The 20,256-nt window shown below is 65.2% G+C and carries 26 protein-coding genes; 12 read left to right on the forward strand and 14 right to left on the reverse strand.

What is annotated here, in order from left to right:
• Nucleotides 1–19 precede the first annotated feature (19 nt).
• Complete coding sequence (locus tag AC0V2Y_RS20670) at nt 20–640, reverse strand: TetR/AcrR family transcriptional regulator (protein ID WP_475414930.1); 621 nt, start codon at nt 638–640, stop codon at nt 20–22.
• 93 nt (nt 641–733) lie between these two features.
• Here AC0V2Y_RS20670 and AC0V2Y_RS20675 point away from each other — a divergent pair, with 93 nt between their 5' ends.
• Nucleotides 734–2,203, forward strand: a complete 1,470-nt coding sequence (locus AC0V2Y_RS20675) for an efflux transporter outer membrane subunit (RefSeq protein ID WP_475414929.1) — start codon at nt 734–736, stop codon at nt 2,201–2,203.
• Between the two features lie 135 nt (nt 2,204–2,338).
• The gene (locus AC0V2Y_RS20680; RefSeq protein ID WP_475414928.1) at nt 2,339–2,794 is read left to right on the forward strand and encodes a GNAT family N-acetyltransferase; all 456 of its coding nucleotides are present in this window, start codon (nt 2,339–2,341) and stop codon (nt 2,792–2,794) included.
• Here AC0V2Y_RS20680 and AC0V2Y_RS20685 read toward each other — a convergent pair.
• Complete coding sequence (locus AC0V2Y_RS20685) at nt 2,791–3,186, reverse strand: winged helix-turn-helix transcriptional regulator (RefSeq protein ID WP_465043973.1); 396 nt, start codon at nt 3,184–3,186, stop codon at nt 2,791–2,793. The two genes, AC0V2Y_RS20680 and AC0V2Y_RS20685, sit on opposite strands and share 4 nt — an antisense overlap.
• A 162-nt stretch (nt 3,187–3,348) precedes the next feature.
• Here AC0V2Y_RS20685 and AC0V2Y_RS20690 point away from each other — a divergent pair, with 162 nt between their 5' ends.
• The 4 genes from AC0V2Y_RS20690 to AC0V2Y_RS20705 all read left to right on the forward strand — a co-directional run bounded on the left by AC0V2Y_RS20690 (nt 3,349) and on the right by AC0V2Y_RS20705 (nt 5,710).
• Nucleotides 3,349–3,921 carry an FMN-dependent NADH-azoreductase gene (locus AC0V2Y_RS20690; protein ID WP_475414927.1) on the forward strand — a complete coding sequence of 191 codons (573 nt, stop codon included), beginning with the start codon at nt 3,349–3,351 and terminating at the stop codon, nt 3,919–3,921.
• Nucleotides 3,922–4,042: 121 nt separating this feature from the next.
• On the forward strand, nt 4,043–4,330 hold the full coding sequence (locus AC0V2Y_RS20695; RefSeq protein WP_475414926.1) for a putative quinol monooxygenase: 288 nt from the start codon (nt 4,043–4,045) through the stop codon (nt 4,328–4,330).
• 79 nt (nt 4,331–4,409) lie between these two features.
• Nucleotides 4,410–4,976, forward strand: a complete 567-nt coding sequence (locus AC0V2Y_RS20700; protein ID WP_475414925.1) for a hypothetical protein — start codon at nt 4,410–4,412, stop codon at nt 4,974–4,976.
• Nucleotides 4,976–5,710 carry a hypothetical protein gene (locus tag AC0V2Y_RS20705; RefSeq protein WP_475414924.1) on the forward strand — a complete coding sequence of 245 codons (735 nt, stop codon included), beginning with the start codon at nt 4,976–4,978 and terminating at the stop codon, nt 5,708–5,710. The genes AC0V2Y_RS20700 and AC0V2Y_RS20705 overlap by 1 nt, the downstream gene beginning before the upstream one ends.
• Before the next feature lie 75 nt (nt 5,711–5,785).
• On the opposite strand, the gene AC0V2Y_RS20710 is transcribed toward AC0V2Y_RS20705, so the two are convergent.
• The 7 genes from AC0V2Y_RS20710 to folE2 form a co-directional block, all read right to left on the reverse strand.
• Nucleotides 5,786–6,529: a hypothetical protein gene (locus tag AC0V2Y_RS20710; protein WP_475414923.1), complete on the reverse strand. Its 744-nt coding sequence runs from the start codon at nt 6,527–6,529 to the stop codon at nt 5,786–5,788.
• 29 nt (nt 6,530–6,558) lie between these two features.
• A complete protein-coding gene (locus tag AC0V2Y_RS20715; RefSeq protein WP_475414922.1) occupies nt 6,559–7,005 on the reverse strand; it encodes an Imm70 family immunity protein in 447 nt (148 codons plus the stop codon).
• A gap of 24 nt (nt 7,006–7,029) precedes the next feature.
• Nucleotides 7,030–9,480, reverse strand: coding sequence for a penicillin-binding protein 1A (locus AC0V2Y_RS20720; protein ID WP_475414921.1), 2,451 nt, complete (start codon nt 9,478–9,480; stop codon nt 7,030–7,032).
• Between the two features lie 74 nt (nt 9,481–9,554).
• Entirely contained in the window at nt 9,555–9,950 is a 396-nt protein-coding gene (locus tag AC0V2Y_RS20725) for a hypothetical protein (RefSeq protein ID WP_475414920.1), read from the reverse strand.
• Complete coding sequence (gene blaOXA / locus AC0V2Y_RS20730) at nt 9,947–10,765, reverse strand: class D beta-lactamase (protein WP_475414919.1); 819 nt, start codon at nt 10,763–10,765, stop codon at nt 9,947–9,949. Before blaOXA ends, AC0V2Y_RS20725 begins: the two co-directional genes overlap by 4 nt.
• A gap of 86 nt (nt 10,766–10,851) precedes the next feature.
• Nucleotides 10,852–11,019 (reverse strand): hypothetical protein, encoded by a 168-nt coding sequence (locus AC0V2Y_RS20735; protein WP_475414918.1) that lies wholly within the window; start codon nt 11,017–11,019, stop codon nt 10,852–10,854.
• Nucleotides 11,020–11,052: 33 nt separating this feature from the next.
• Entirely contained in the window at nt 11,053–11,964 is a 912-nt protein-coding gene (gene folE2 / locus AC0V2Y_RS20740; RefSeq protein ID WP_475414917.1) for a GTP cyclohydrolase FolE2, read from the reverse strand.
• A 128-nt stretch (nt 11,965–12,092) separates the two neighbouring features.
• On the opposite strand from folE2, the gene AC0V2Y_RS20745 reads away from it, so the two are divergent.
• From AC0V2Y_RS20745 to AC0V2Y_RS20755, 3 genes are read left to right on the forward strand one after another with little or no spacing between them, the layout of a single operon-like run.
• Nucleotides 12,093–12,431, forward strand: coding sequence for an ArsR/SmtB family transcription factor (locus AC0V2Y_RS20745; RefSeq protein ID WP_475414916.1), 339 nt, complete (start codon nt 12,093–12,095; stop codon nt 12,429–12,431).
• A gap of 15 nt (nt 12,432–12,446) precedes the next feature.
• Complete coding sequence (locus tag AC0V2Y_RS20750) at nt 12,447–12,704, forward strand: hypothetical protein (protein WP_475414915.1); 258 nt, start codon at nt 12,447–12,449, stop codon at nt 12,702–12,704.
• A gap of 37 nt (nt 12,705–12,741) precedes the next feature.
• The gene (locus tag AC0V2Y_RS20755; RefSeq protein ID WP_475414914.1) at nt 12,742–13,173 is read left to right on the forward strand and encodes a hypothetical protein; all 432 of its coding nucleotides are present in this window, start codon (nt 12,742–12,744) and stop codon (nt 13,171–13,173) included.
• Here the strand turns inward: AC0V2Y_RS20755 and alkB are convergent.
• A complete protein-coding gene (gene alkB / locus AC0V2Y_RS20760; protein ID WP_475414913.1) occupies nt 13,145–13,807 on the reverse strand; it encodes a DNA oxidative demethylase AlkB in 663 nt (220 codons plus the stop codon). The two genes, AC0V2Y_RS20755 and alkB, sit on opposite strands and share 29 nt — an antisense overlap.
• A gap of 83 nt (nt 13,808–13,890) precedes the next feature.
• Between alkB and AC0V2Y_RS20765 the strand changes: the two genes are divergently transcribed.
• A complete protein-coding gene (locus AC0V2Y_RS20765; protein ID WP_475414912.1) occupies nt 13,891–14,373 on the forward strand; it encodes a heme-degrading domain-containing protein in 483 nt (160 codons plus the stop codon).
• Here the strand turns inward: AC0V2Y_RS20765 and AC0V2Y_RS20770 are convergent, their stop codons facing one another.
• The 3 genes from AC0V2Y_RS20770 to AC0V2Y_RS20780 are packed head-to-tail and all read right to left on the reverse strand — an operon-like array spanning nt 14,374 to nt 16,552.
• Nucleotides 14,374–15,066 carry an aspartate/glutamate racemase family protein gene (locus AC0V2Y_RS20770; RefSeq protein WP_475414911.1) on the reverse strand — a complete coding sequence of 231 codons (693 nt, stop codon included), beginning with the start codon at nt 15,064–15,066 and terminating at the stop codon, nt 14,374–14,376. It abuts the gene before it with no gap.
• Nucleotides 15,067–15,081: 15 nt separating this feature from the next.
• Entirely contained in the window at nt 15,082–15,837 is a 756-nt protein-coding gene (locus tag AC0V2Y_RS20775; protein WP_475414910.1) for an SDR family NAD(P)-dependent oxidoreductase, read from the reverse strand.
• Nucleotides 15,818–16,552, reverse strand: a complete 735-nt coding sequence (locus AC0V2Y_RS20780) for a GntR family transcriptional regulator (RefSeq protein WP_475414909.1) — start codon at nt 16,550–16,552, stop codon at nt 15,818–15,820. Before AC0V2Y_RS20780 ends, AC0V2Y_RS20775 begins: the two co-directional genes overlap by 20 nt.
• A 136-nt stretch (nt 16,553–16,688) precedes the next feature.
• On the opposite strand from AC0V2Y_RS20780, the gene AC0V2Y_RS20785 reads away from it, so the two are divergent.
• Nucleotides 16,689–17,129: an acyl-CoA thioesterase gene (locus AC0V2Y_RS20785; RefSeq protein WP_475414908.1), complete on the forward strand. Its 441-nt coding sequence runs from the start codon at nt 16,689–16,691 to the stop codon at nt 17,127–17,129.
• Nucleotides 17,130–17,284: 155 nt separating this feature from the next.
• Nucleotides 17,285–18,649: an amino acid permease gene (locus AC0V2Y_RS20790; protein ID WP_475414907.1), complete on the forward strand. Its 1,365-nt coding sequence runs from the start codon at nt 17,285–17,287 to the stop codon at nt 18,647–18,649.
• Between the two features lie 81 nt (nt 18,650–18,730).
• Here the strand turns inward: AC0V2Y_RS20790 and AC0V2Y_RS20795 are convergent.
• The coding region (locus AC0V2Y_RS20795; RefSeq protein ID WP_475418360.1) for a hypothetical protein at nt 18,731–20,256 on the reverse strand (1,526 nt) is incomplete at its 5' end.

The raw sequence follows: 20,256 nt of genomic DNA on the forward strand, positions 1-20,256 counted from the left end.
GTCACAAATTAATGCAAAGCTATGGCGACAGGCTGCGCAATACCAGGCTGGACAGTTGCAGCACCGCCGTTTCGCTGCTGTCGACGCTGTGTTGCAGCAGCAAGGGATTGACGTAGGGACGCATCACCAGGTAGATCGCGCTGGCCGTCTCGTCGAGCGGCGTCTTGCGCTCGAAATCGCCCGTCTTGCGCCCCTGCTGCAAGATATCCTGCAGCAAGGCGCCCATCGCCAGCTCGTAGGCCTGCACGGCAGGCCAGCGCCCGGTGGCGGCCGAGGCGGCGATGTCGTACAGCTTGCGGTCCTGGAAGAACAGCCGCAAGCTGGCCGCGACGCTGGTCCGGAACATGCGCCGCAGCTGCTCAGGCGGCTGGCCGGCCGCCGCCACTGCGTCTTTCACCTCGGTTTCAATCTGGCGCAGGCAGCTGGCGCAGATATGCTCGCCGATGGCTTGCTTGGATTCGAAGAATTTATAGATATAGGCCTTGGAAAAGCCGATCGCCCTGGCCAGGTCGGAGACAGTCGTCTTTTCATAGCCGTAGCGGCTGAAGTAATCGGTGGCGGCGGCAACGATCTGGTCGCGCACGTCGTGGCCGGCCGGGCCGCGCGCAGGGCTTGGTGTGTCGGGTGTGGTGGAATTCATGGCGACAGCTTAACGCGCCGCGACGGAATGCACAATAAGTGACCAATATGTATTATAGTCACTCATTATTCTCTTTTGAACTGGAAGACCACCATGCCACTGCCACGCCTGCGCCTCCCCTTTCTGCTGATCGCCGCCGGCCTGGCCGCCACCGGCTGCACTGCTGGCCTGGACTACCGCCGGCCCGAACTGCCGCAAGCGGCGCAGTATCTGCACCAGGCGGCGCTCGGCGCGCGCCAGGATGCTGACGCTGCCGAACTGCTGCAGTGGTGGACGGCCTTCGGCGATCCGCGCCTGACCCATCTGGTAACGGTGGCGCTGGCGCAAAACCTCGACCTGGAACAGGCGCAGGCCAGGGTCAGGCAGGCGCGCGCCGCCACCGGTGCGGCCGACGCCGAGCTGCTGCCGTCGGCCAGCATTGGCGGCCAAGCGGCGCGCGCCTACCAGTCGGTGCAAACGCCGCTGGGCCAGGTCCTGAACGCCACGCCAGGCTATGAGCGCGCCGGCAGCGCGCGCGAATTGAACCTGCAAGCGTCGTGGGAACTCGACCTGTTCGGCGGCCTGCGCCGCGAACGTGAAGCGGCGCGCGCCGATTACGAAGCCAGCGAGGCTGGATGGGCCGCAACGCGGCTGGCCGTGGCGGCGCAAACGGCGGACCTCTACTTGTCCATCCAGGGCCTGCAGGCGCGGCTCGACCTGGCGCGCCTGCAGGTCGACACCGACGCGGCGCTGCTGGAACTCGCCACCCTGTTATATGACAAGGGATTGGCGAACGAGGCGGCGCTGCGGCAGGCCGAAGCATCGCTGGCGCAGGCGCGCGCCGTCGTGCCCGGCCTGGTCACGGCGCGCGAGGTGGCGCTGCATGCGCTCGACGTGATGCTGGGCGCAGCGCCCGGCACCCATGGCCAGGAACTGCCCGCCAGCGGCATCATCGCGGTCGCGCCACGCATCAGGGCCGGCGGCTCGCCGGGCGACCTGCTGCGGCGCCGGCCCGACCTGATCGTGGCCGAGCGGCGCCTGGCCGCGGCGAGCGCGCGCACCGGCGCGGCCGTTGCCGAGTACTACCCAAAATTCAATTTTGGCGCCTTGTTTGGCAGCGCCACGGCCGGCGGTACCCTGTTCGGCAGCGGCTCCGGCCAGGCCGCCGGCATGCTGGGCCTGCGCTGGCGCCTGTTCGATTTCGGCCGCATCGATGCGCAGATCGAGGCTTCGCGTGGCCAGGAAGCCGAACTGCTGGCGGCCTACCGGCTCGCTGTGCTGCATGCTGCCGAAGACGTGGAAAACGCCTGCTCGGCCCTGCTGCGCCATGAAGAACAGGCCACTTTACTGGCGCATGGCGTAGAGGCGCTTGAGCGCGCCCGCGCCGCTTCGCTGGCAGCCTACGAGAAAGGCGCTGCCAGCCGGCTTGATGTACTGCAGGCCGATACAAGGCTGCTGCGTGCAAGGGACGCGCGCGCACAGGCGCAAACGGCGTCAGCGCGCGCGGCAGTCGCCGCCTACCGGGCGCTGGGCGGCGGCTGGCAGGCGCCGCAGGCCGGGGCCGCGGCGGTCGCCGCCAGGTAAATGTGAGGGCGGCCCGAGCCACGGCCGCCGTGCCCTCGGTGTTCCACCGCCGTTTGATGCGGGTGGTGGAACAGTATTGCCAATTGAGTAATTTTTCCCCATACTGCCAGGCCTTGCCTTTCATTGCCGTCCACTATGCTTATCAGCCTGCGCCCCGTCACCGTCGGCAATTTCGACCTTATCAGCGAACTGCCCCTGTTGCCGCAGCAACGCGACTATCTGGCCAGCAACGACTATTCCATCGCGCAAGCGAGTTTCCATCCCGGCATCCTGCATACGCGCGCCGTGTATGGCGACGAGGAGGTGATCGGCTTTCTGATGTTCGTCTCGCCCGACGCCGACGACCCGCCCGGGCACTACCAGATCTGGCGCTTCATGATCGACCACCGGCGCCAGGGGCAGGGCCATGGCCGCGCCGCCCTCGCCCTGGCGCTGGCGGAAATCCGCGCCCGCCCGGATGCGCGCAGCATCGAAATCTGCTACAAGCCCGGCAATGCCAACGCGAAACAGTTCTATGCCAGCATGGGTTTCGTGGAAAAAGGCATGGACGCGGATGGCAATGACATGCTGGCCGTGATCGAACTAAGCTAGCTGCCTGGCGCCGCGCCCGCATCGGCCCTGGCATCGAACGCCAGCCGCGCCGCATCGATGGCGTCGCGGTGGCCGTAGGCCCAGGCGCCCAGCGCGCTGATGGGAATCAATAGCGAACGCCCCAGGTCCGTCAGCGCATAGTCGACGCGCGGCGGCACGGTTGGAAACACGGTGCGCGTGACGAGACCGTCGCGCTCCAGGCCGCGCAGGGTCAAAGTCAGCATGCGCTGCGAGATGCCGCCGATCAGGCGGCGCATCTCGTTGAAGCGCTTGGTGCCATTGCCCAGCAACATCACCACCATCACGCTCCATTTGTCGCCCACTCGGGTCAGGATGTCCGTGATCGGGCGGCACGAGTCCGCCACGCCCGCATGGCCGCCGTGGTCGCGCATGCGCTTTTCCAGCTCGGCCCCGCGCGCGGCCACGGCGTCCATGGTCACATCCGTGTGCCCCAGTGTGGAAAAAGTGCCTTCTTGTGCGTTCATTTGATAGTCACTATATTTAACCCGGTTACAAAAACATACCACCCGATCATACCATCCAAGAAGGCCTATATGAACATCCTGCATATCGATTCCAGCGTCCTTGGCGAGCATTCCGTCAGCCGCCAACTGAGCGCCGCCATCGTGGCCCGCCTGCAAGCGGCCGCGCCCGGCGCCACCGTCCACTACCGCGACCTGGCCGCCCAGCCCTTGCCGCAATTTACGGCCGCCCCCGGCACCGCCGAGGGAGAAATCCTTGCCGCCGCGCTGGAGCAAGTGCTGGCCGCCGACGTCATCGTCATCGGTGCGCCCATGTACAACTTCGCCATCCCCAGCCAGCTCAAATCGTGGCTCGACGCGCTGGCCGTGCCCGGCAAGACCTTCCAGTACGGCGCCAATGGCCCGGAAGGCTTGCTGGGAGCCAAGCGCGTGATCATCGCCTCGACGCGCGGCGGCTACTATGGCGCCGACACGCCGATGGCCGCCCTGGAACACCAGGAAAGCCATCTGCGCGCCTTCCTCGGCTTCCTCGGCATCCAGCAGATCGAGATCGTGCGCGCCGAAGGCGTCAAGGTCAGCGACGCCGCCAGGGCGCAGGCCTTGACGGCGGCTTTCGAGCAGATCGGCGCGCTGCAGGCGGCGTAGGTTCAGCTTGATTATCTGGCTGCGGCGGAAACTGTTTCGGCGCAGCCAGGCTGGGCATGGCGGACAAGAAAGGGCAAACTGCGCTAAGCTGCATCCGCCCCACCACTTTACAAGGAACACCATGACCCTGATCGTCGTCGCCACCATCGATGCCCAAGCCCAACATATCGACGCCGTGCGCGCCGCCCTGGAAGCCGTCGTGCCGCCGAGCCGCGCGGAAAGCGACTGCCTGCGCTACGAGTTGCACCTCGACAACAAGATTCCCACGCGCTTCATCATGCTGGAAGAATGGACGAACAACGCGGCCCTGACGGCGCACTACGCGACGCCCCACTTCCACGCACTCGTGGCCGCCACCGAAGGCAAGGTCGTCAAGATCGACGTGGCGGAATTGAGCAAGCTGAAGTAACAAGCGGCGCGCTGCGCAAGCGCGCGGCCATCTTGGCAAGTTGCCATCTATAATATGGCAACTTTTCTTTATGGCCATCATGACGACTCTTTCCTCGATACGCGGCGCCGCAGCGGCAGCCGCCTTGACACTCTGCGCTGGCGCCTTCGCGCAAGCGCCCATGCCCAATCTCGTGGGCGAATACAATCTGCTCTCGTCGAAGACCGTGCCGCCCAGCAACTGGGGCTATTCCAAGGCCCGTGTTTCAATCAAACAACTCGACGACCATCACTTGCTGATCCTGCTCGCCTGCGAATGGAAACGCGAACCGAAGGCCGTCTGCGGCGACTATTTCTATGCCCAATGGCGCGACGACGGCCTGTACCTGCAGGACATGAACACGTTTGCCATGCGCCTGTACTTCGATCCCGCCACGCGCAAGCTCACCATCATTTCGCGCGGCGCCGACGCCAAGCAAAGTGTGCGCCACGAAGTGTTCGGCACGACGACGGAGCCGCTGGTCGATAGCGCCCTCGTGCGGCGCATGAAGCGCGAGCAATCGAATGCCGACAGCAAGGAAAACCGGCGCGTGTTCGGGCCCTACACCAAGTGGCAGTATCAGGAAAACCGCATCGAATTCCAGCGCCAGGACTTGACGGCGCGATAATGCGGAGACTGATCCAGCCCCTGCGGCGCCAGTTGCTGCGCCTGGCCGGCGCCCTGCTGTGCTCGCCCGTGCTGGCGCGCGCGGCCGACAACGAACTGCCCCGCGCCGTACGCCAGCGCATCCTGGCCACCCTGGATTCTCCGCTGCCCAAGGTGCTCAATGTGCACCATCTGGCGCTGATACGGCGTTTCAGCATCGGCTGGTCGCCCGTGGAAAACGGCGCCCCCATGCTCAATCCGGCCTACCCGCTGGGCAAGGGCGACACCCTGGAACTGGCCATGCAGGCCATTGCCAGCCAGGATGCGGCGCTGGCCGCGCAGCGGCTGATGGAAGCGGCGCAGCTGCTGCCCCACTTCGTGCAAATGGCGAATCTGAAACCGGGCAGCTATGCCAACGGCAAGGCGTCGTTCACGTTTACCACGCGCCACCTGCAACTGCTGCGCCAGCAGTCGTGGCTATCGCTGGAGATGCTGGGCATGGGCGCGCCCGGGGATTACCTGGCCGAGGGTTATTGGCCTACCCCGTCCGTCGACGGCAAGCGGCCCTACGGCAATTTTACGAATTACCCCGTGGAAATGGCGCAAGCGCTGGGCCTGCCCCTGCACCACCAGGCGGACGGCAGCCTGACCATCACACCCACGTTGCGCACGGAACTGGAAGCGCTGCACCAGCAGACCATGCCCGCGCTGCAAGTGTTCGTGCGGGAAGCGGGCTTGCGGCGCAATACGCCGTAAAACACAGGCAGGAGCCGGCGTCTGGCTATGCCAGAGCAGACTGCCGTAACGGCACCGCGGATGCGCCAGTATTGCTCACTGGTCGCACGCATCGAGCCACCGGTTCAAAAAGCTGAATACGCCCTGACTCTTTTTTATCAGCCGGGCCATTTCAACCCAGCTGACCACGGCGCCGCCGGATTTTTTTCTTCTATGATGCTGGCTATCCACTTCACTGCTACTGGTACTGAATCCCTGGACTGCGCAAAGAAAGAGGCTCGATGGCACCCCGCCCCTTGCAAGGCCCAGCCACTCTCCACCAAATTGTCTCCCGGCATCTGCATCAAATGGCAGGGGGTCCGCCTGAATTGGAACGTAATATCCCTTTTGAAATTTACACTTCAAGCTGTCGCTTTCCGCATCAGTCAACGCAGCGCTCAAGGAAAAAAAGAGGTCTTTCACATCCTGCTCGCTTCTATGCTCCAGGAACACCAGGTATTTGAGACCTGGATGGAGAGGATAAATTCCCAGAGGCATGAAAAACTGCACATCAACATCCTTGCCGCCCTTCAATGCTTGCACGACTTTTGCCCGGTAAACAAATCCACAGGGTTTCCCATCATCCGCCTCCTCCCGCGGCACTGCCGTCACGGACACGACCGTCACCTTCGCCACCAAAGATGCGCTTTTGACTACTTGACTTAGCGCAATATGGCCCGTTTTCGAGCCGACTGCTATCAGTTCTTGCGCATGAGAATCACAGCAACAAGCGAGAAGATAGAGAGCAAGAAAAAGACTCATAGAAAATGATACTTTCGTGCTTCTTTTCAATACCCGCATGTTTCACCCATTGCCATAGCAGAAATCCGTCAGTTGACATAGTAAAACGGTGCCAGCCCGTCCAAAGGAATGATCTCCAGCGTGCCGCCCGAGGCCAGCAAGGCGGCAAGGTGATCGCCCATGACGGCGAGCAGGAGCAGGCCGGCGGTCGTCACGTGGTAGTCCGCCATGGAAGTGACCCGCGGGCCTGCGGCCTCGCCCCACGGCGGCCGGCTGGCAAGGTCATTGAAATCCCACACCGCCTGCCCCGGCGGCAAGGCTGCCAGGCCGGCCTGCAGGTCACGCCATTCGGCGCAGGCCGCAGCGGCATCGGCGGCGTCCAGCCGCCCCCGGCACAGCTGGAGCATGATGCAGGGAAAGCGCGAACCCCACTCGCCCCCTTCCAGGCGCACGGCCACGGTGGACAGCAGCGAATGCAGCAGCACCTCGTAGCCGATGTCGCCAAGCGTGTCACCATGTCTGAATGCGATGGTCACAATCGTCGTCCTGTGAGCGGTCGCTTAGCCTTGCGGAACAGGCGCGGGCGGCGGCAACGGGGCCGGAACGGGCTCCGGCACCGCCTTGCCATGCGCTTCCTGCCCGCCCTCTTCCACCGGCACGGCCAGCGGCGCGGGCGGCGCGCCTTCCTGCAGCAGATCGCCCGGCTCTTCCACCGGTTCATCCTGCGGTTCCTCGACCGGTTCCACATGGCGCAGCGGCGGTGGCGGCTTGCCGCCGGGGAAGATGGCGTCGCGCGACAGCTTGCCCGTGTCGAGCGCCGTCTTGAAGAAGTCGCCCACCACCAGCACGGCGTTGTGGCCGCCCTGGCCCCAGTAGTTGCTGCGCATGGTGACGCGCGCATCGTTGAAACCCACCCAGGCGCCGCCGACGAGTTCCGGGTGCATCAGGATGAACCAGCCATCCGCATTGTTTTGCGTCGTGCCGCTCTTGCCGGCCACGTCGGAGCGGATGCCGAAGCGGCTGCGGATGGCCGTGCCCGTGCCGCGGTCGATCACGCCGCGCAGCATGTCCGTCAGGGTGGCGGCCGATGCCGCCTGCATGGCGCGCTTGGGCTTGTCTTCGCCGAAACGGGCGATGGTCTTGCCTTCGCGGTCCGTGATGTGCGTGACGACGAACGGCAGACGGGCCTCGCCCTGGGCCGCGATGCTGGCGTAGGCGTTGACCATTTCCAGCAAGGTGACGGGACTGGTGCCCAGCGCCAGCGACGGCACTTTTTCCAGCTTGCTGTCGCGGATACCGAGCGCGCGCGCCAGCTTGATGATCGGCGGCAAGCCCACGTCCTGCATCACTTGCGCCGTGATGGTGTTTTTCGAGTACACGAGGCCGTCGCGCATGGTCATGTCGCGCCCCGTCGTGCCGCTCATGTCCGTCGGGCGCCATTTGGTGCCGTCGGCCGCCTTGATATCCATGACTTCATCGCGGTAGACGTGTTCCGGGCTGAGGCCCTTTTCCAGCGCGGCGCCATACACGATGGGCTTGAAGGTGGAGCCGGGCTGGCGCGCCGCCTGCGACACGTGGTCGAACTGTTCACGCGCAAAGTCGCGGCTGCCCACCCAGGCGCGCACGGCGCCCGTGGCCGGGTCCATGGCCGCAAAGCCCGCTTCCAGCCGCGTCTTCGACTTGCGCAGGGCCGCCATGAAGGCGCGGTCGCCCTTCAGTTGCGCCAGCGCCTCGTCCGGCGTGCCGCCGGCCGCCGTCAGCTTGCGGTAGTCGGCGGACTCGCGCACGAAGGCGTCGAGCAGGGCCGGATGCGATTTCCAGAAATAATCGAACGGCACGCTGCCGCCCTGCATGCCCGCGTACATCCCCGTCGAGGTGGAGGACGGCACGCCCGCGCGGCTCCATTCCACGTCGGCAATCGCCTGTAAGGCATTCGCCTGGCGCTCGACGGCGCGCTCGGCCGCCTGCTGCAAGTCGTAGTCCAGCGTGGTGTGCACCACCAGGGCGTCCAGTTCCAGGTTGTAGTCGTTCTCGTCGGCCCAGTCGATCAGCCACTTGCGCACATAGGCCGTGAAATGGCTGTCCGACTGCGCCCGCTCGCTCTGGCGCTCGAAATGCAGGCGCAGGGGTCGCTTGATCAACTGCTTGTAGCGCGCCTCGTCGATGACCTCATGCTTGCGCATCTGGCCCAGGACCACATTGCGCCGCTGCAGGGAACGTTCGGGATTACCGACGGGATTGTAGTAATTCGTGCCCTTGAGCATGCCGACCAGGGTGGCGCTTTCCAGGATATCGAGGCGCGCAGCGGGCTTGTCGAAATACGTGCGGGCCGCCATTTCGATGCCGTAGGTGTTGTACAGAAAGGGCACCGTGTTCAGGTAGGCTTCGAGGATTTCCGTCTTGCTGTAGGTGGCCTCGATCTTCAGGGCCGTGATCAATTCCTTCAGCTTGCGGTTCAGGTTGCGCGAGCGGCCAATTTCCTCGGGGAACATATTGCGCGCCAGCTGCTGCGTGATGGTGGAACCACCCTGGGGGTTGCCCCCTGCCGTATGCAGGATGGCACCGGCCGTGCGGGTGAAGTCGATGCCGTGGTGTGCGTAGAAACGGTGGTCTTCCGTGGAGATCAGCGCGCTGATCACGTTCGGCGAAATCTGCTTTAACGTGACCCGTTCCTGCAAGCCCTGGTCGAAGCGGGCCAGTTCCTTGCCATCGGCGCTGACCATGGTGCTGGGCGCGGCCGCGCGCGCCTGGCGCAAGTCGTGGATGCTCGGCGTCAGGGGGATCAGCAGCAGCATGTAGGTGATCGTCAGCGCCAGCAGGGCCAGGAACGACCACAAGGCCAGCACCAGCGCGCGCCGCACGGGCGGCAAGGTCATCAGGTGCGCATGGCCACGCCGGTACAGCGCCACCGCCTTGACCCATGCCACTCCCGCCACGCGCACTGCCTGTGCGCGCGCCCGTATGAACGCCTGCCGTGCTTTTTCCTGAAACTGCTCCATGCCTGATGCCATGCTTGTAACCTTGTCTGATGCCGGATTATCCGTTTCAGCAAGTATATAGGGCGGGCAACAAAGCGGGCCGGAATTTACGCCAGGCAAGCATCGAGGCGCGCCAGGGTGACGCCGACATACGCGCCCACGCAGCGCCCGTCATGCGTCGTAAACGGGTTTTCCAGTTGCAGCAGGCCGCAATCGCAGACGACGGGGTCGACCTGGGTGACGACGCCGAGCGCCAGGTAGCGCCAGCCATCGAGGCGCAGCAGGCGTTTTTCCCGGCCGGGATTGGCGCTGAAGATGGCGTCCCAGTCGTCGATCTCGCTGGCCATGGGCCACAGTTCGAGCTGGACTTGCGTGCCGGCGGCCAGTTGCCCTCCGCCGAACTCGTCCATCACGTGCAGGCGCTGGCCGTCCACCTCGATGACGGCTTCCAGGTACTCGCCCTCGGTCGCGATGAAAGTGGCGGCGACGATGCTGGCCGTCACTTCTGCGCCTGCTCCAGCAGGGCCGGCAATTCCTTCAGCATGGCCTCGCGCGTGCGCAAGCCCGCGGACTGCTGCCCCTTCTGCTCCTCCTGCACCAGGCGCGCGAAGACGATGCTGCGCCCGCCCTTGCTGGCCCAGCCCACGAACCAGCCGTATCCATGCGCTTCGTCAAAGCTGCCGTCCGCCTTGCGCGGGAAAGCGGCGCCCGTCTTGCCATGCACTTGCCAGCCGTCCACATCGGCCAGGCGCGTCAGACGCCGCGTCTGTTCCATCGCCTGTTTCGTGACGGGCAATTGATCGTTGACCAGCTTGCGCAGGAAGCCCAGCTGTTCCAACGGCGAGATCTTCAGCGAAGAGCTGATCCACGAGCGTTCCAGGCTATTGTCCTTGCCGGGGTCGCCCGAGACGTCCGCATTGCCATAGCGCAAAGCCTTGGCATATTTCTGGAAACGCTCGGCGCCCAGCGCCTGCGTGATCTGCTGCGAATACCAGACGACGGAATACTGCATCCAGCGCGACGGGTCCGTATCCTGGCGCCACGCTTCGCCGCCCCAGTCCACATAGCCCTGGCGGAATGGCAAGCTGGGCTTGTGCTCGTCCTTGAGGAAACCGGCGTCATAGCCCATCAGGCTGAGCGCGATCTTGAACGTGGAGGCGGGGGTGACGCGGTCGATGCAATTACCCTCCTGCAGCAGGACGGCACCCGTTTTGGCGTCGGCCATGGCGGTGCAGATGGTGGCGGCGTGGGCTTGCGAGGCGGCCAGGACGGCGCCTGTCAGGCCGAGGATGAACTGGAAGAATGCACGGTATTTCATGGGCCTCCGGGGCTGAGGGAGAATGACAAAGCGAAATTGTACCGGGCGGCGCGGCGCGATGCCAGCGCTGATGCAGCGCATGCGCATTAGCGCCCCGCCGGCGCGCCCGGCTGGCGTTCCCGCTTCAAATGTTCCTTTTCCAGCTCGTCCATGCCCAGCTTTTCCTCGTCAATCAGCGCATGCTCGCGCCGCTCGCGCTCCAGTTCCTCTTCCAGGCTGTCTTCGCCCGGCTCCTGCGTGATGTTCTCCGGCATGCGGTCTTCCTCCACGGTGGTTGAGTGAAAAGCTCAGGCAAGCTGGCCCGTCTGCGCCACGGCATCGTGCGGATGCAGGCTTTCCATATGCCGTACGGTAACACGCGCCTGCGCATAATGCGACGCCAGCGCCGCCTGCACGCGGCGGGCCGCGTCTTCCACATACATCAGGTTAGCACCATTCAAGCGTGCAAACGCCTGCTCGTCGGCCCGTTTCACGGCCGTCTGCAAGGGCGTCGCCAGCGCCGCTTCCACCCGGTCGATCAGGGGAAACAGGTCCAGTTCGGCGTCCTGCGCCACCTGCACGGTGACCGTGGCCGTGCTGCGCTGGCTGTGCGGCGTGGCCAGGCTCGCGTGTTCCCGCAGCCAGTCGCGGGCGGCCGCGCCGTCGATGCCGCCCGCGCCGAACTGCGCCGCGAAGGCGTCGGCCAGCAATTGCCGCGCCAGCGCCGCCGAACACGGACAAGTCGACGAATAGCCGATCTCCACCGTCAGGGACAGGGCAAAGCCCTGCGGAGCAACACTGGCTTGCAGGCGCACGGGATACGATTTCCAGCCCGACAGCCCCGCCGTCAGCAGCGCCGGCTGGCGCCGCAGCAGGGGAAACGCCAGCGCGATGCGCGCCTGCGTGCTGCCGCAATCGGCGTGACTGCCGACCATGCGCCGCAGCACGGCGGCCAGCGCGCCCGCATCGAGCGGCTGCGCGGCGGCAAAGGCATCGAGCAGCAGATACAGGCGCGACATGTGGATGCCCTTGACTGCCGGATCGGGCAGATCGACTTGCACGTCGGCCCACGCATGCACTTGCTGCGCCTGCCCGCCCTCTTCCAGCCACAGCGGCAAGGCGATGCCCTGCATGCCGACCCATTCCAATGGCAAGGGGTGACCCAGATGGGGACCGGCCGCCACATCGGGCAGGGGCGTGGAAAGAGAATCGCGCTTCATGGTCAAGGCTCCATATGCAAACAAGTTGCATATCATGGAGAAAAAGCGCCTCATTTGCAAGTATCTTGCATTAAAGTGACGCAATGATTTAACTTGACTCGCTAACACATGTCAGATAATGTTGACACATGACAGATACAAATACTCCCAGCCCCACCGGCGACCGCTTGCTGGCCATGCTGGCGGCGCTCGACAATCCGCACCGGCTGCGCATCATCGCGGCCCTGGCCAGCGGCGGGCGCAACTACATCAGCCAGCTGGCGCGCGACCTCGGCATCAGCCGGCCTCTGCTGCATTTGCACCTGCAAAAGCTGGAACACGCGGGACTCGTCACCAGCCAGCTGGAACTGTCGCATGACGGCAAGGCCCTCAATTACTTTGAAGCCAGTCCATTTGAATTGCTGCTGACGCCGGCCAGCATCGCCGCGGCGGCGTCCACGCTCACCCCCAACCCGGATCAATCCTGAACTGTAGAGGTCATCATGTCTGAAAATATCTTTTTCGCCGCCTTCTTCTTCCCCTGCACGGCCGCCGTCATCATCTTCGCCCTCAAATATACGTCCGGCATCGTGCAGGCGCGGGCCCGGCTGGCGCAGGACGGCGCCTACCAGGAACTGGCCAGGTCCATGGCCGCCACGCAGGCGGAAACGGCAGTTTCGCTGGCCGCGCTGAACGCTTCCGTGGCGCAGATCCAGGCGCGCCTGGGCAGACTGGAGACGATACTCAAAGAAGTCGAGTAAACCGTTTCATCGCCCACCACGACCAGGAGATCGCACCATGAATACCGTATCGACCGCCCGTCTGTATGCGCTGCGCGCCATGTATCTGCTGGTTGTCCTGGGACTGGGCAGCGTGCTGTGGCCCGGCATCGTCACGCCGCACGCGCCGTGGGAACTGGCGCGGGGCACCGTCAACTGCATGCTGGCCGCGTTTTCGCTGCTATGTCTGCTGGGCTTGCGCTATCCGCTGCAGATGCTGCCCCTGCTGCTGTGGGAGGCGCTGTGGAAGACCATCTGGCTGCTGCTCGTGCCGCTGCCGCAATGGCTGAACGGCCAGATCGATCCCGCCACCGCGGCAACCGCGTTCGAATGCGCGTTCGTGGTGCTGGTCTACCTGGCCATTCCGTGGCGCCATGTGCATGCGCACTACATCCTCAAGCCGGCCACGCCGTGGCGCCAGCTCAGGCAGCCTTGCGAAACGTCAAATTGATGCGTTGCGCGCCCAGCAGCGCGTGTTCGCCCTCCTTCAGGGGCGCCACGCCGTGGAAGCGCAGGCGGTCGGTGCCGCCCCACGCCACCACGTCGCCGTGCAGCAGCGCGATGCGCGCCGCCTTGTCGCTGCGCTCGGCGCCGCCGAACAAAAAGGTGGCGGGCAAACCCAGCGAGACGGAAACGATGGGCGCGCTGAAATCGCATTCGTCGCGGTCCTGGTGCAGGGCCATGCGCGCGCCGGGCGCATAGCGGTTGATCAGGCAGGCGTCGGGAACAAAGCCCGGATAGCCGGCCGCCAGCGCCGCCTCCCGCGCCAGGCGCAGGAACACGGGCGGCATCGGCGGCCAAGGCAAACCGCTGGCCGGATCGAGGCGCGCATAGCGGTAGCCGCGCCCATCCGTGACCCAGCCCAGGGGGCCGCAATTGCTCATGGCAACGGACATGCGCAAGCCGCCCGGCGTGGCCATGTGGCGCAGGGGCGCCGCCAGCACGATGGCGTCCAGCGCCGGCATCAGCTCGGGCAGATACGGCAGCGAAAAACCGCGCAGCAGGACCGACGCGCGCGAGCCGGGCACCAGCGGCGCCGGGCTGGCCGGGGCCTGCTCTTCATCGGCAAACAGGGACAGGTTCATGCCGGCTATTTTAGCCGCGCCACACAAAAAACGCCCGTGGTGCGTTACAGTAGCGCTTCCAGCCACTACCGCCCTCCTCCACGATGGATCATTACGCCGATTTGCTGCACACCCTGGCGCAACAGGAAGAATCCCTGCAGTTCAAACGCTTCGACAACGACGCCGCGCTGGCCGTGGGCCTGTGGATCGTCGAAGAAGTGCGCAAGCGGGGCAAGGCCGTCACCGTCGACATCACGCGCAACGGCCAGGTCCTGTTCCACCACGCCATGACGGGCGCCACGGCGGACCAGGCGGACTGGATACGCCGCAAGAACAACACGGTGCAGCGCTTTTGCCGCAGCTCCTACTACATGGGCATTTCGTATAAAAGCCGCGGCAGCACCTTCGAAGACGTGAAATACCTCGATGACATCGAGTACGCGGGCCACGGCGGCGCGTTTCCCCTGCTGATACGCGGCGTGGGACTGGTCGGCACGGTCACCGTGTCCGGCCTGGCGCAGGCGGACGACCACGCGCTGGTGGTGGCGGCCCTGCAGGCGCAGCTGGACGCGCAGCTCAATACATAGTCAGGCGTCCAGCGCCCGGCGCAAGGCGGCGCGCGCCAGCAAGCGCGTGGAGTCCAAGGTCGGCAGCGGCGAATTGGCGTCGCCGATGATCAGCGGGATTTCCGTGCAGCCGAGGATGACGGCATCGCAGCCCTGCCCGCGCAAGCCGGCGATGACGGCCTGGAAGCGCGCCACGCTGCCTGGCTTGACCACGCCAGGCACCAGTTCCTCCATGATGATGCGGTTGATTTCGCTGCGCTCGTCCTCGCCGGGCCGCAAGCAGGCGATGCCGCGCGCGGCCAGCCGGTCCGGATACACGGCGCTGTCGACCAGCCAGCGCGTGCCCGTCAAGCCCACGCGCTGGTAGCCGCGCGCCGCCGCCTCACTGGCCACCACGTCGGCGATATGCAGCCAAGGCAGCGGCGAACGGGGCGCCACCAGCTCGAATGCCTGGTGGATGGTGTTGTCGGGGCAGATCAGGAAATCGGCGCCGGCCGCCGCCAGCTTGTGCGCCGACGCCAGCATCAGTTCAGCCACGCCGGCCAGGTCGCCCCCGTTCAGGCAAGCCACATAGCGCGCCAGCGGCGGCGTGTGCAGCGTCACTTCCGGATGTGCATACGCCCCCAGCGCATGCGCGCCCTCTTCGCAGATCGTGCGGTAGCACAGGGCCGCCCCTTCGGCGGAACAGCCGACGATGCCGATATGTTTGCTCATGATCGTCCTCCTGGATCAGATGCGCTGGCCGCCGTCGATGGGGATTTCCGCGCCCGTGATGTACGAGGCGCGCTCGCTGCACAGGAACTCCACCAGATCCGCCACTTCGGCCGTCGTGCCCAGGCGGCGCAGGGGGATTTGCGTGTCGACGATGTGCGAGGTGCCCGGCGACAGAATCGCCGTGTCGATCTCGCCGGGCGCGATGGCGTTCACGCGCACGTTCAGCGGCGCCATGTCATTGGCCATTTCGCGCGTCAGCGAGGCCAGCGCCGCCTTCGAGCTGGCGTAGGCGGAGCCGGCGAACGGGTGCACGCGGTAGCCGGCGATCGAGCACAGGTTCACGACGGCGCCGTGCGCGTTCGACAGTTCCTGCGCAAAGCCGCGCGTCAGGGCCAGCGGCGCAAAGAAGTTCGTGTTGTACATCTCCTGCCAGGTCTGCATGTCGGTGGTCAGCGAATTGACGCGCGAGCCTCCCGGCCCCTTCGGCGACACGCCCGCGTTGTTCACCAGCGCGTGCAGCTTCGAGTCGCCCAGCATGGGGCGCAGGGTGTCGACCATCTGCCCGATCTGGCTCAGGTCCGACAAATCCATGCACACATGCGTGTTGTGCTCCTGGCTGCGCGGGCAGCCGCCCGGTATCGGGCTGCGCGAGACGGTGATCACGCGCCAGCCCAGGCTGCGGAAGCGCTCGGCCACGGCGTGGCCTATGCCGCGGCTGGCGCCCGTGACGATGGCGGTTTTCTGTTCAGTATTATGCGTGTTCTGCGTCATGTGCTTCCTCGTTCTGTACTTTTCCTTGTTCTGTTGCGCCGGCATGCATGCGCTCCTGGCGCATTACATACGCCAGCATCTGCGTGCCGCCGTCGAGGATGTCCTGTTCCATGGCGCGCCGCGCCGCCGTCCCGTCGCGCTGGCGCAGCGCGGCGATGATGGCGTGGTGGTGGCCGACCCGCATGTCGGGCGAAAAGCTGGCGTAGCCGGCGGCGATCAGGGGCGCCGTCTGCATCCACAGGTGGTCGACGAAGCGTTTTAACGTCGGCATGCCGGCCGCCTGCGCCAGGCCCAGGTGAAACGCCTGGTTGCATTGCAGGGCCGCCGGCAGGTCGTGCCGCGCAATCGCCTCTTCGTTCGCCTGCAGCAGGCGTTCCAGGTCGGCCAGGCTGGCCGCGTCGATGCGCTGCGCCGCCTCGAACGCGCCCAGCCCTTCCAGTTCCAGCCGCAGCGCGCGGATTTCCAGGTAGCGCGCCACGCTCAGCACGGGCACGCGGAAGTCGCGCGGCGAGCGCAGCACCAGCGCCTCTTCCTGCACCAGCTGCAGCATGGCGTCGCGCACGGGCGTGACGCTGGTACCGAGCTGCAGCGCCAGCTCGCGGATGCGCAGCCGGTCGTTCGGCTGGTAACGCCCGGCCGCCAGCGCCTCGCGCAGCATCGCATACACGGACTTGCCCAGGTTGACGTGCAACAGGCTGTCCAGGGAATGGTTCATAGGTGTTTTTCAACTGTGTCAAATTATGATGCATCATACATCAACACGAAAAACAGTGTTTTTCCAGGCGTGCGCCGCAGACAGGAAGCCGCGCAAGACCGTACAATCAGCCGCCACCGTATCGAAAGGAGCGCACTTGAACTGGGATTATCCGCACGCCCACACCCTGCCCGTCACGCCGGAAGCGGCCGACATCGACGGACTGCAGCACACCAACAACGCCGTCTACGTGCGCTGGTGCGAGCATATCGCCTGGCACCACTCGGCCACCCTGGGGCTGGACCTGGACGATTATCGGCGCCTGGACCGGGCCATGTCGATACGCCGCGGCGAATACGACTACCTGCTGCCGACGCGGGCCGGCGAAGCGCTGACCCTGGCCACCTGGCTGTGCGCCAGCGACGGGCGCTCCAGCATGGAACGGCGCTTCCAGCTGGTGCGCGACAGCGACGGCGCCACCGTCGTGCGCGCACGCTGGGATTTGATCTGCATCGAATTGAGCAGCGGCCGCGCGCGCCGCCTGCCGCCCGAGTTCCTGGCCGTGTACGAACCGGCCATCGTCGCGGCCGCCGCGTAAAGGGGGACGCCCGGGCGCCGCCGTTTTGCGCGCCGTTCCGCGAAGATGCGGGGCTTTTCTTGCGCCTCCGCAGTGCAACATGCATTTCGCTCCTGCTTTGCCCGTGCATGCTTTAGAATCAGCGACCTCAGCCCCGTAAAAACAGGATAAAACATATGACGGCAGTCGGGAACACCGAACCACAAGAGCTCAAGCGCGGCCTGAAAAGCCGCCACATCCAGCTCATCGCCCTGGGCGGCGCCATCGGCACCGGCCTGTTTCTGGGCATCGCGCAAACCATCAAGATGGCCGGCCCGTCCGTGCTGCTCGGCTATGGCATCGCCGGCGTCATCGCCTTTTTGATCATGCGCCAGCTGGGCGAGATGGTGGTCGACGAACCCGTCGCCGGCTCCTTCAGCTATTTCGCCGACAAATACTGCGGCCACCTGCCCGGCTTCCTGTCGGGCTGGAATTACTGGGTGCTGTATGTGCTCGTCAGCATGGCTGAGCTGACGGCCGTCGGCATCTACGTGCAGTACTGGTGGCCGGGCGTGCCCACCTGGGTCTCGGCGCTGATCTTCTTTTGCGCCATCAACGCCATCAGCTTACTGAATGTCAAGGCGTTTGGCGAAATGGAATTCTGGTTCGCCATCATCAAGGTGGTCGCCATCATCGGCATGATCGTCTTCGGCGCGTATCTGCTCGCTTCCGGCGACGCGGGACCGCAAGCCTCCATCGCCAACCTGTGGCAGCACGGCGGCTTCTTCCCGAATGGCTGGCAGGGGCTGGTGATGGCCATGGCCGTCATCATGTTCTCGTTCGGCGGCCTGGAACTGGTGGGCATCACGGCGGCCGAGGCGGATGATCCGAGCACGACGATACCGCGCGCCACCAACCAGGCCATCTACCGCATCCTGATCTTTTACATCGGCGCGCTCGGCATCCTGCTGTCGCTGTACCCGTGGCAAAACGTCGTCACCGGCGGCAGCCCGTTCGTGCTGATCTTCCATGCGCTCGACAGCAACCTGGTGGCCACGGCCCTGAACGTGGTGGTGCTGACGGCCGCCCTGTCCGTCTACAACAGCGGCGTGTACTGCAACACGCGCATGCTGTTCGGCCTGGCCAAGCAGGGCAATGCGCCGCGCGCGCTGCTGCACCTGAACCGCCGCGGCGTGCCGCTGGTGGCGCTGGGCGTGTCCGCGCTGGCCACGGGCGCCTGCGTGGTGGTCAATTACTTCATGCCGGGCGAGGCGTTCGAAGTGCTGATGGGCCTGGTGGTCTCGGCGCTGATCATCAACTGGGCCATGATCAGCTGGATCCACCTGCGCTTCCGCGCGCAGAAGAAAGCCGAGGGCAAGACGACCTCGTTCCAGAGCCTGGGCTACCCGTTCACCAACTACCTGTGCCTGGTATTCCTGGCAGGCATCCTGGTGATCATGTACCTGACGCCGGGCCTGCGCATCTCCGTCTACCTGATTCCCGTGTGGCTGGCCGCGCTGGGCGTCGGCTACTGGATCAAGCAAAACAAGGCCAAGGCATAGGCTGTTTGCGCCAGATCAAGCGACAAGCAAACAAAAAGCCCGTCTTCGCAGACGGGCTTTTTGCATTCGGCGCGGCCGTGTCTACGCGGTGGCGGCCCCGCCCTCTTCCGGCAGCACGTCGGCTTGCCACAGGCTGATGGTCTGGCCCGCATACGATTGCAGCAGCACGTCGTCGCTCAAGGCCTGCATCGCCTGCTGGCGCTGCTCCGCCTTTTTCTCGGGCGTCATGCCCAGCTCGTCGGTACGGTACGGTCCCAGCGCGGGCAGCAAGTCGCGCAGCACGGAAAAATTGCCCGGCGTGGTCTTGTCCGACTCCAACTTGCCCAGGAAATACTTCATGACATGCTCGGACTGATTGCCCTCCTGCCGCAAGCTCGCCTTCACCATCTTGCCATCCTTGTAAGCCACCTGCGCATCGCTGCTGGCCGTATCCTCGATCTGGTGATAAGTATAGTTCTGCGATTCCGTATTGTCCGTCAGGCGCAGCGGCACGCCGGCGACCAGCGACTGATGGAAGCTGGCGCTGAGCTTCGATTGCTGCCGCTGCCTGATTGAACGCTCGTCCTGGCTGGGGCCGGCCTGCTCCGTCTTTTGCGACACTTCGTAATGGAAGCCATCCTTTTCCGAACTGCGCATGGGATTGCTGAATTTCACGGCCTGCGACACGGAGGCGCTGAAATCGGCCAACCCCGTCAGGATGGACTTGTCCTCGGCCGCCAGGCGCCACTTGCCCGCCGCGGGCGTGTCCGTGGCCGCTTGCGGCGCGGCGGCATTGCTGTGCAAGGCCGTAAAGCTATCCTTGAGCATGGCCACCAGGCCCGCGTCGCCATGACCGCGCGACGCCGCCTGGTCGAACTGTTTCATGTAGCTGTCCAGCGCCTTGGCTTGCCGCTCCTTGCTGCCCAGGGTATTGAGTTGGCTGGCGTCGACCTTCAGGTCCAGGCTGCCGGCCTCGCCGCTGAAGCTGACCTGGCGCTGCGCGCCATCGGCCTGGAAATCCAGGGTCTGCACGCTTTCCATCTCGCCGCGCACCTTGACTTCCGCATGCAGCTTCACCGACGCCAGCACCTGCTGGTCGAACTGCATCAAGCCTTCCAGCTTGATTTTCGGCGTGCTCTGTCCCAGGCCGTCGATGGCCGCCTGAAAACCTTTCGCCAGGTCGCCCAGGGCGCTGGCTTCAGCGTCGCTGAGGTCGCCGCTGGCCGTCATGTTCACGGCCAGGCCGTCGCCCTGGCTGTCGAGCGACAGCTTGACTTCCACGCCGCTCCTGGTGGTGATGCTGAGGGCAACCCTGTCTTCGCCATTGCCATGCAGGCTGCCCGGAGCGATGCCGGCCGCCTCATAGACATTCGGCGTCGTGCTCGGCGGCGGCTGCCGCATCGCCTGCGAGAAATTGTAATTGCCCAGCTTGGCTTGTCCCAGCATGGCCGCGCCCAGCCCGCTGAAGCGGCCGCCAAACGCATACGACGAGAAACTCTTCGTCATCGCCTCGCTCACCTTGTCGCGCGTCGCGCTTTCCCACACCAGCGGCGGTTTCACGAGCGCGCCCGCCGCGCCGCTTCCGTTTACGCTCTCCGGGCTGAGAGCGACGATGGTGGACGGCGCGG

Source organism: Janthinobacterium sp. BHSEK, assembly GCF_056174685.1.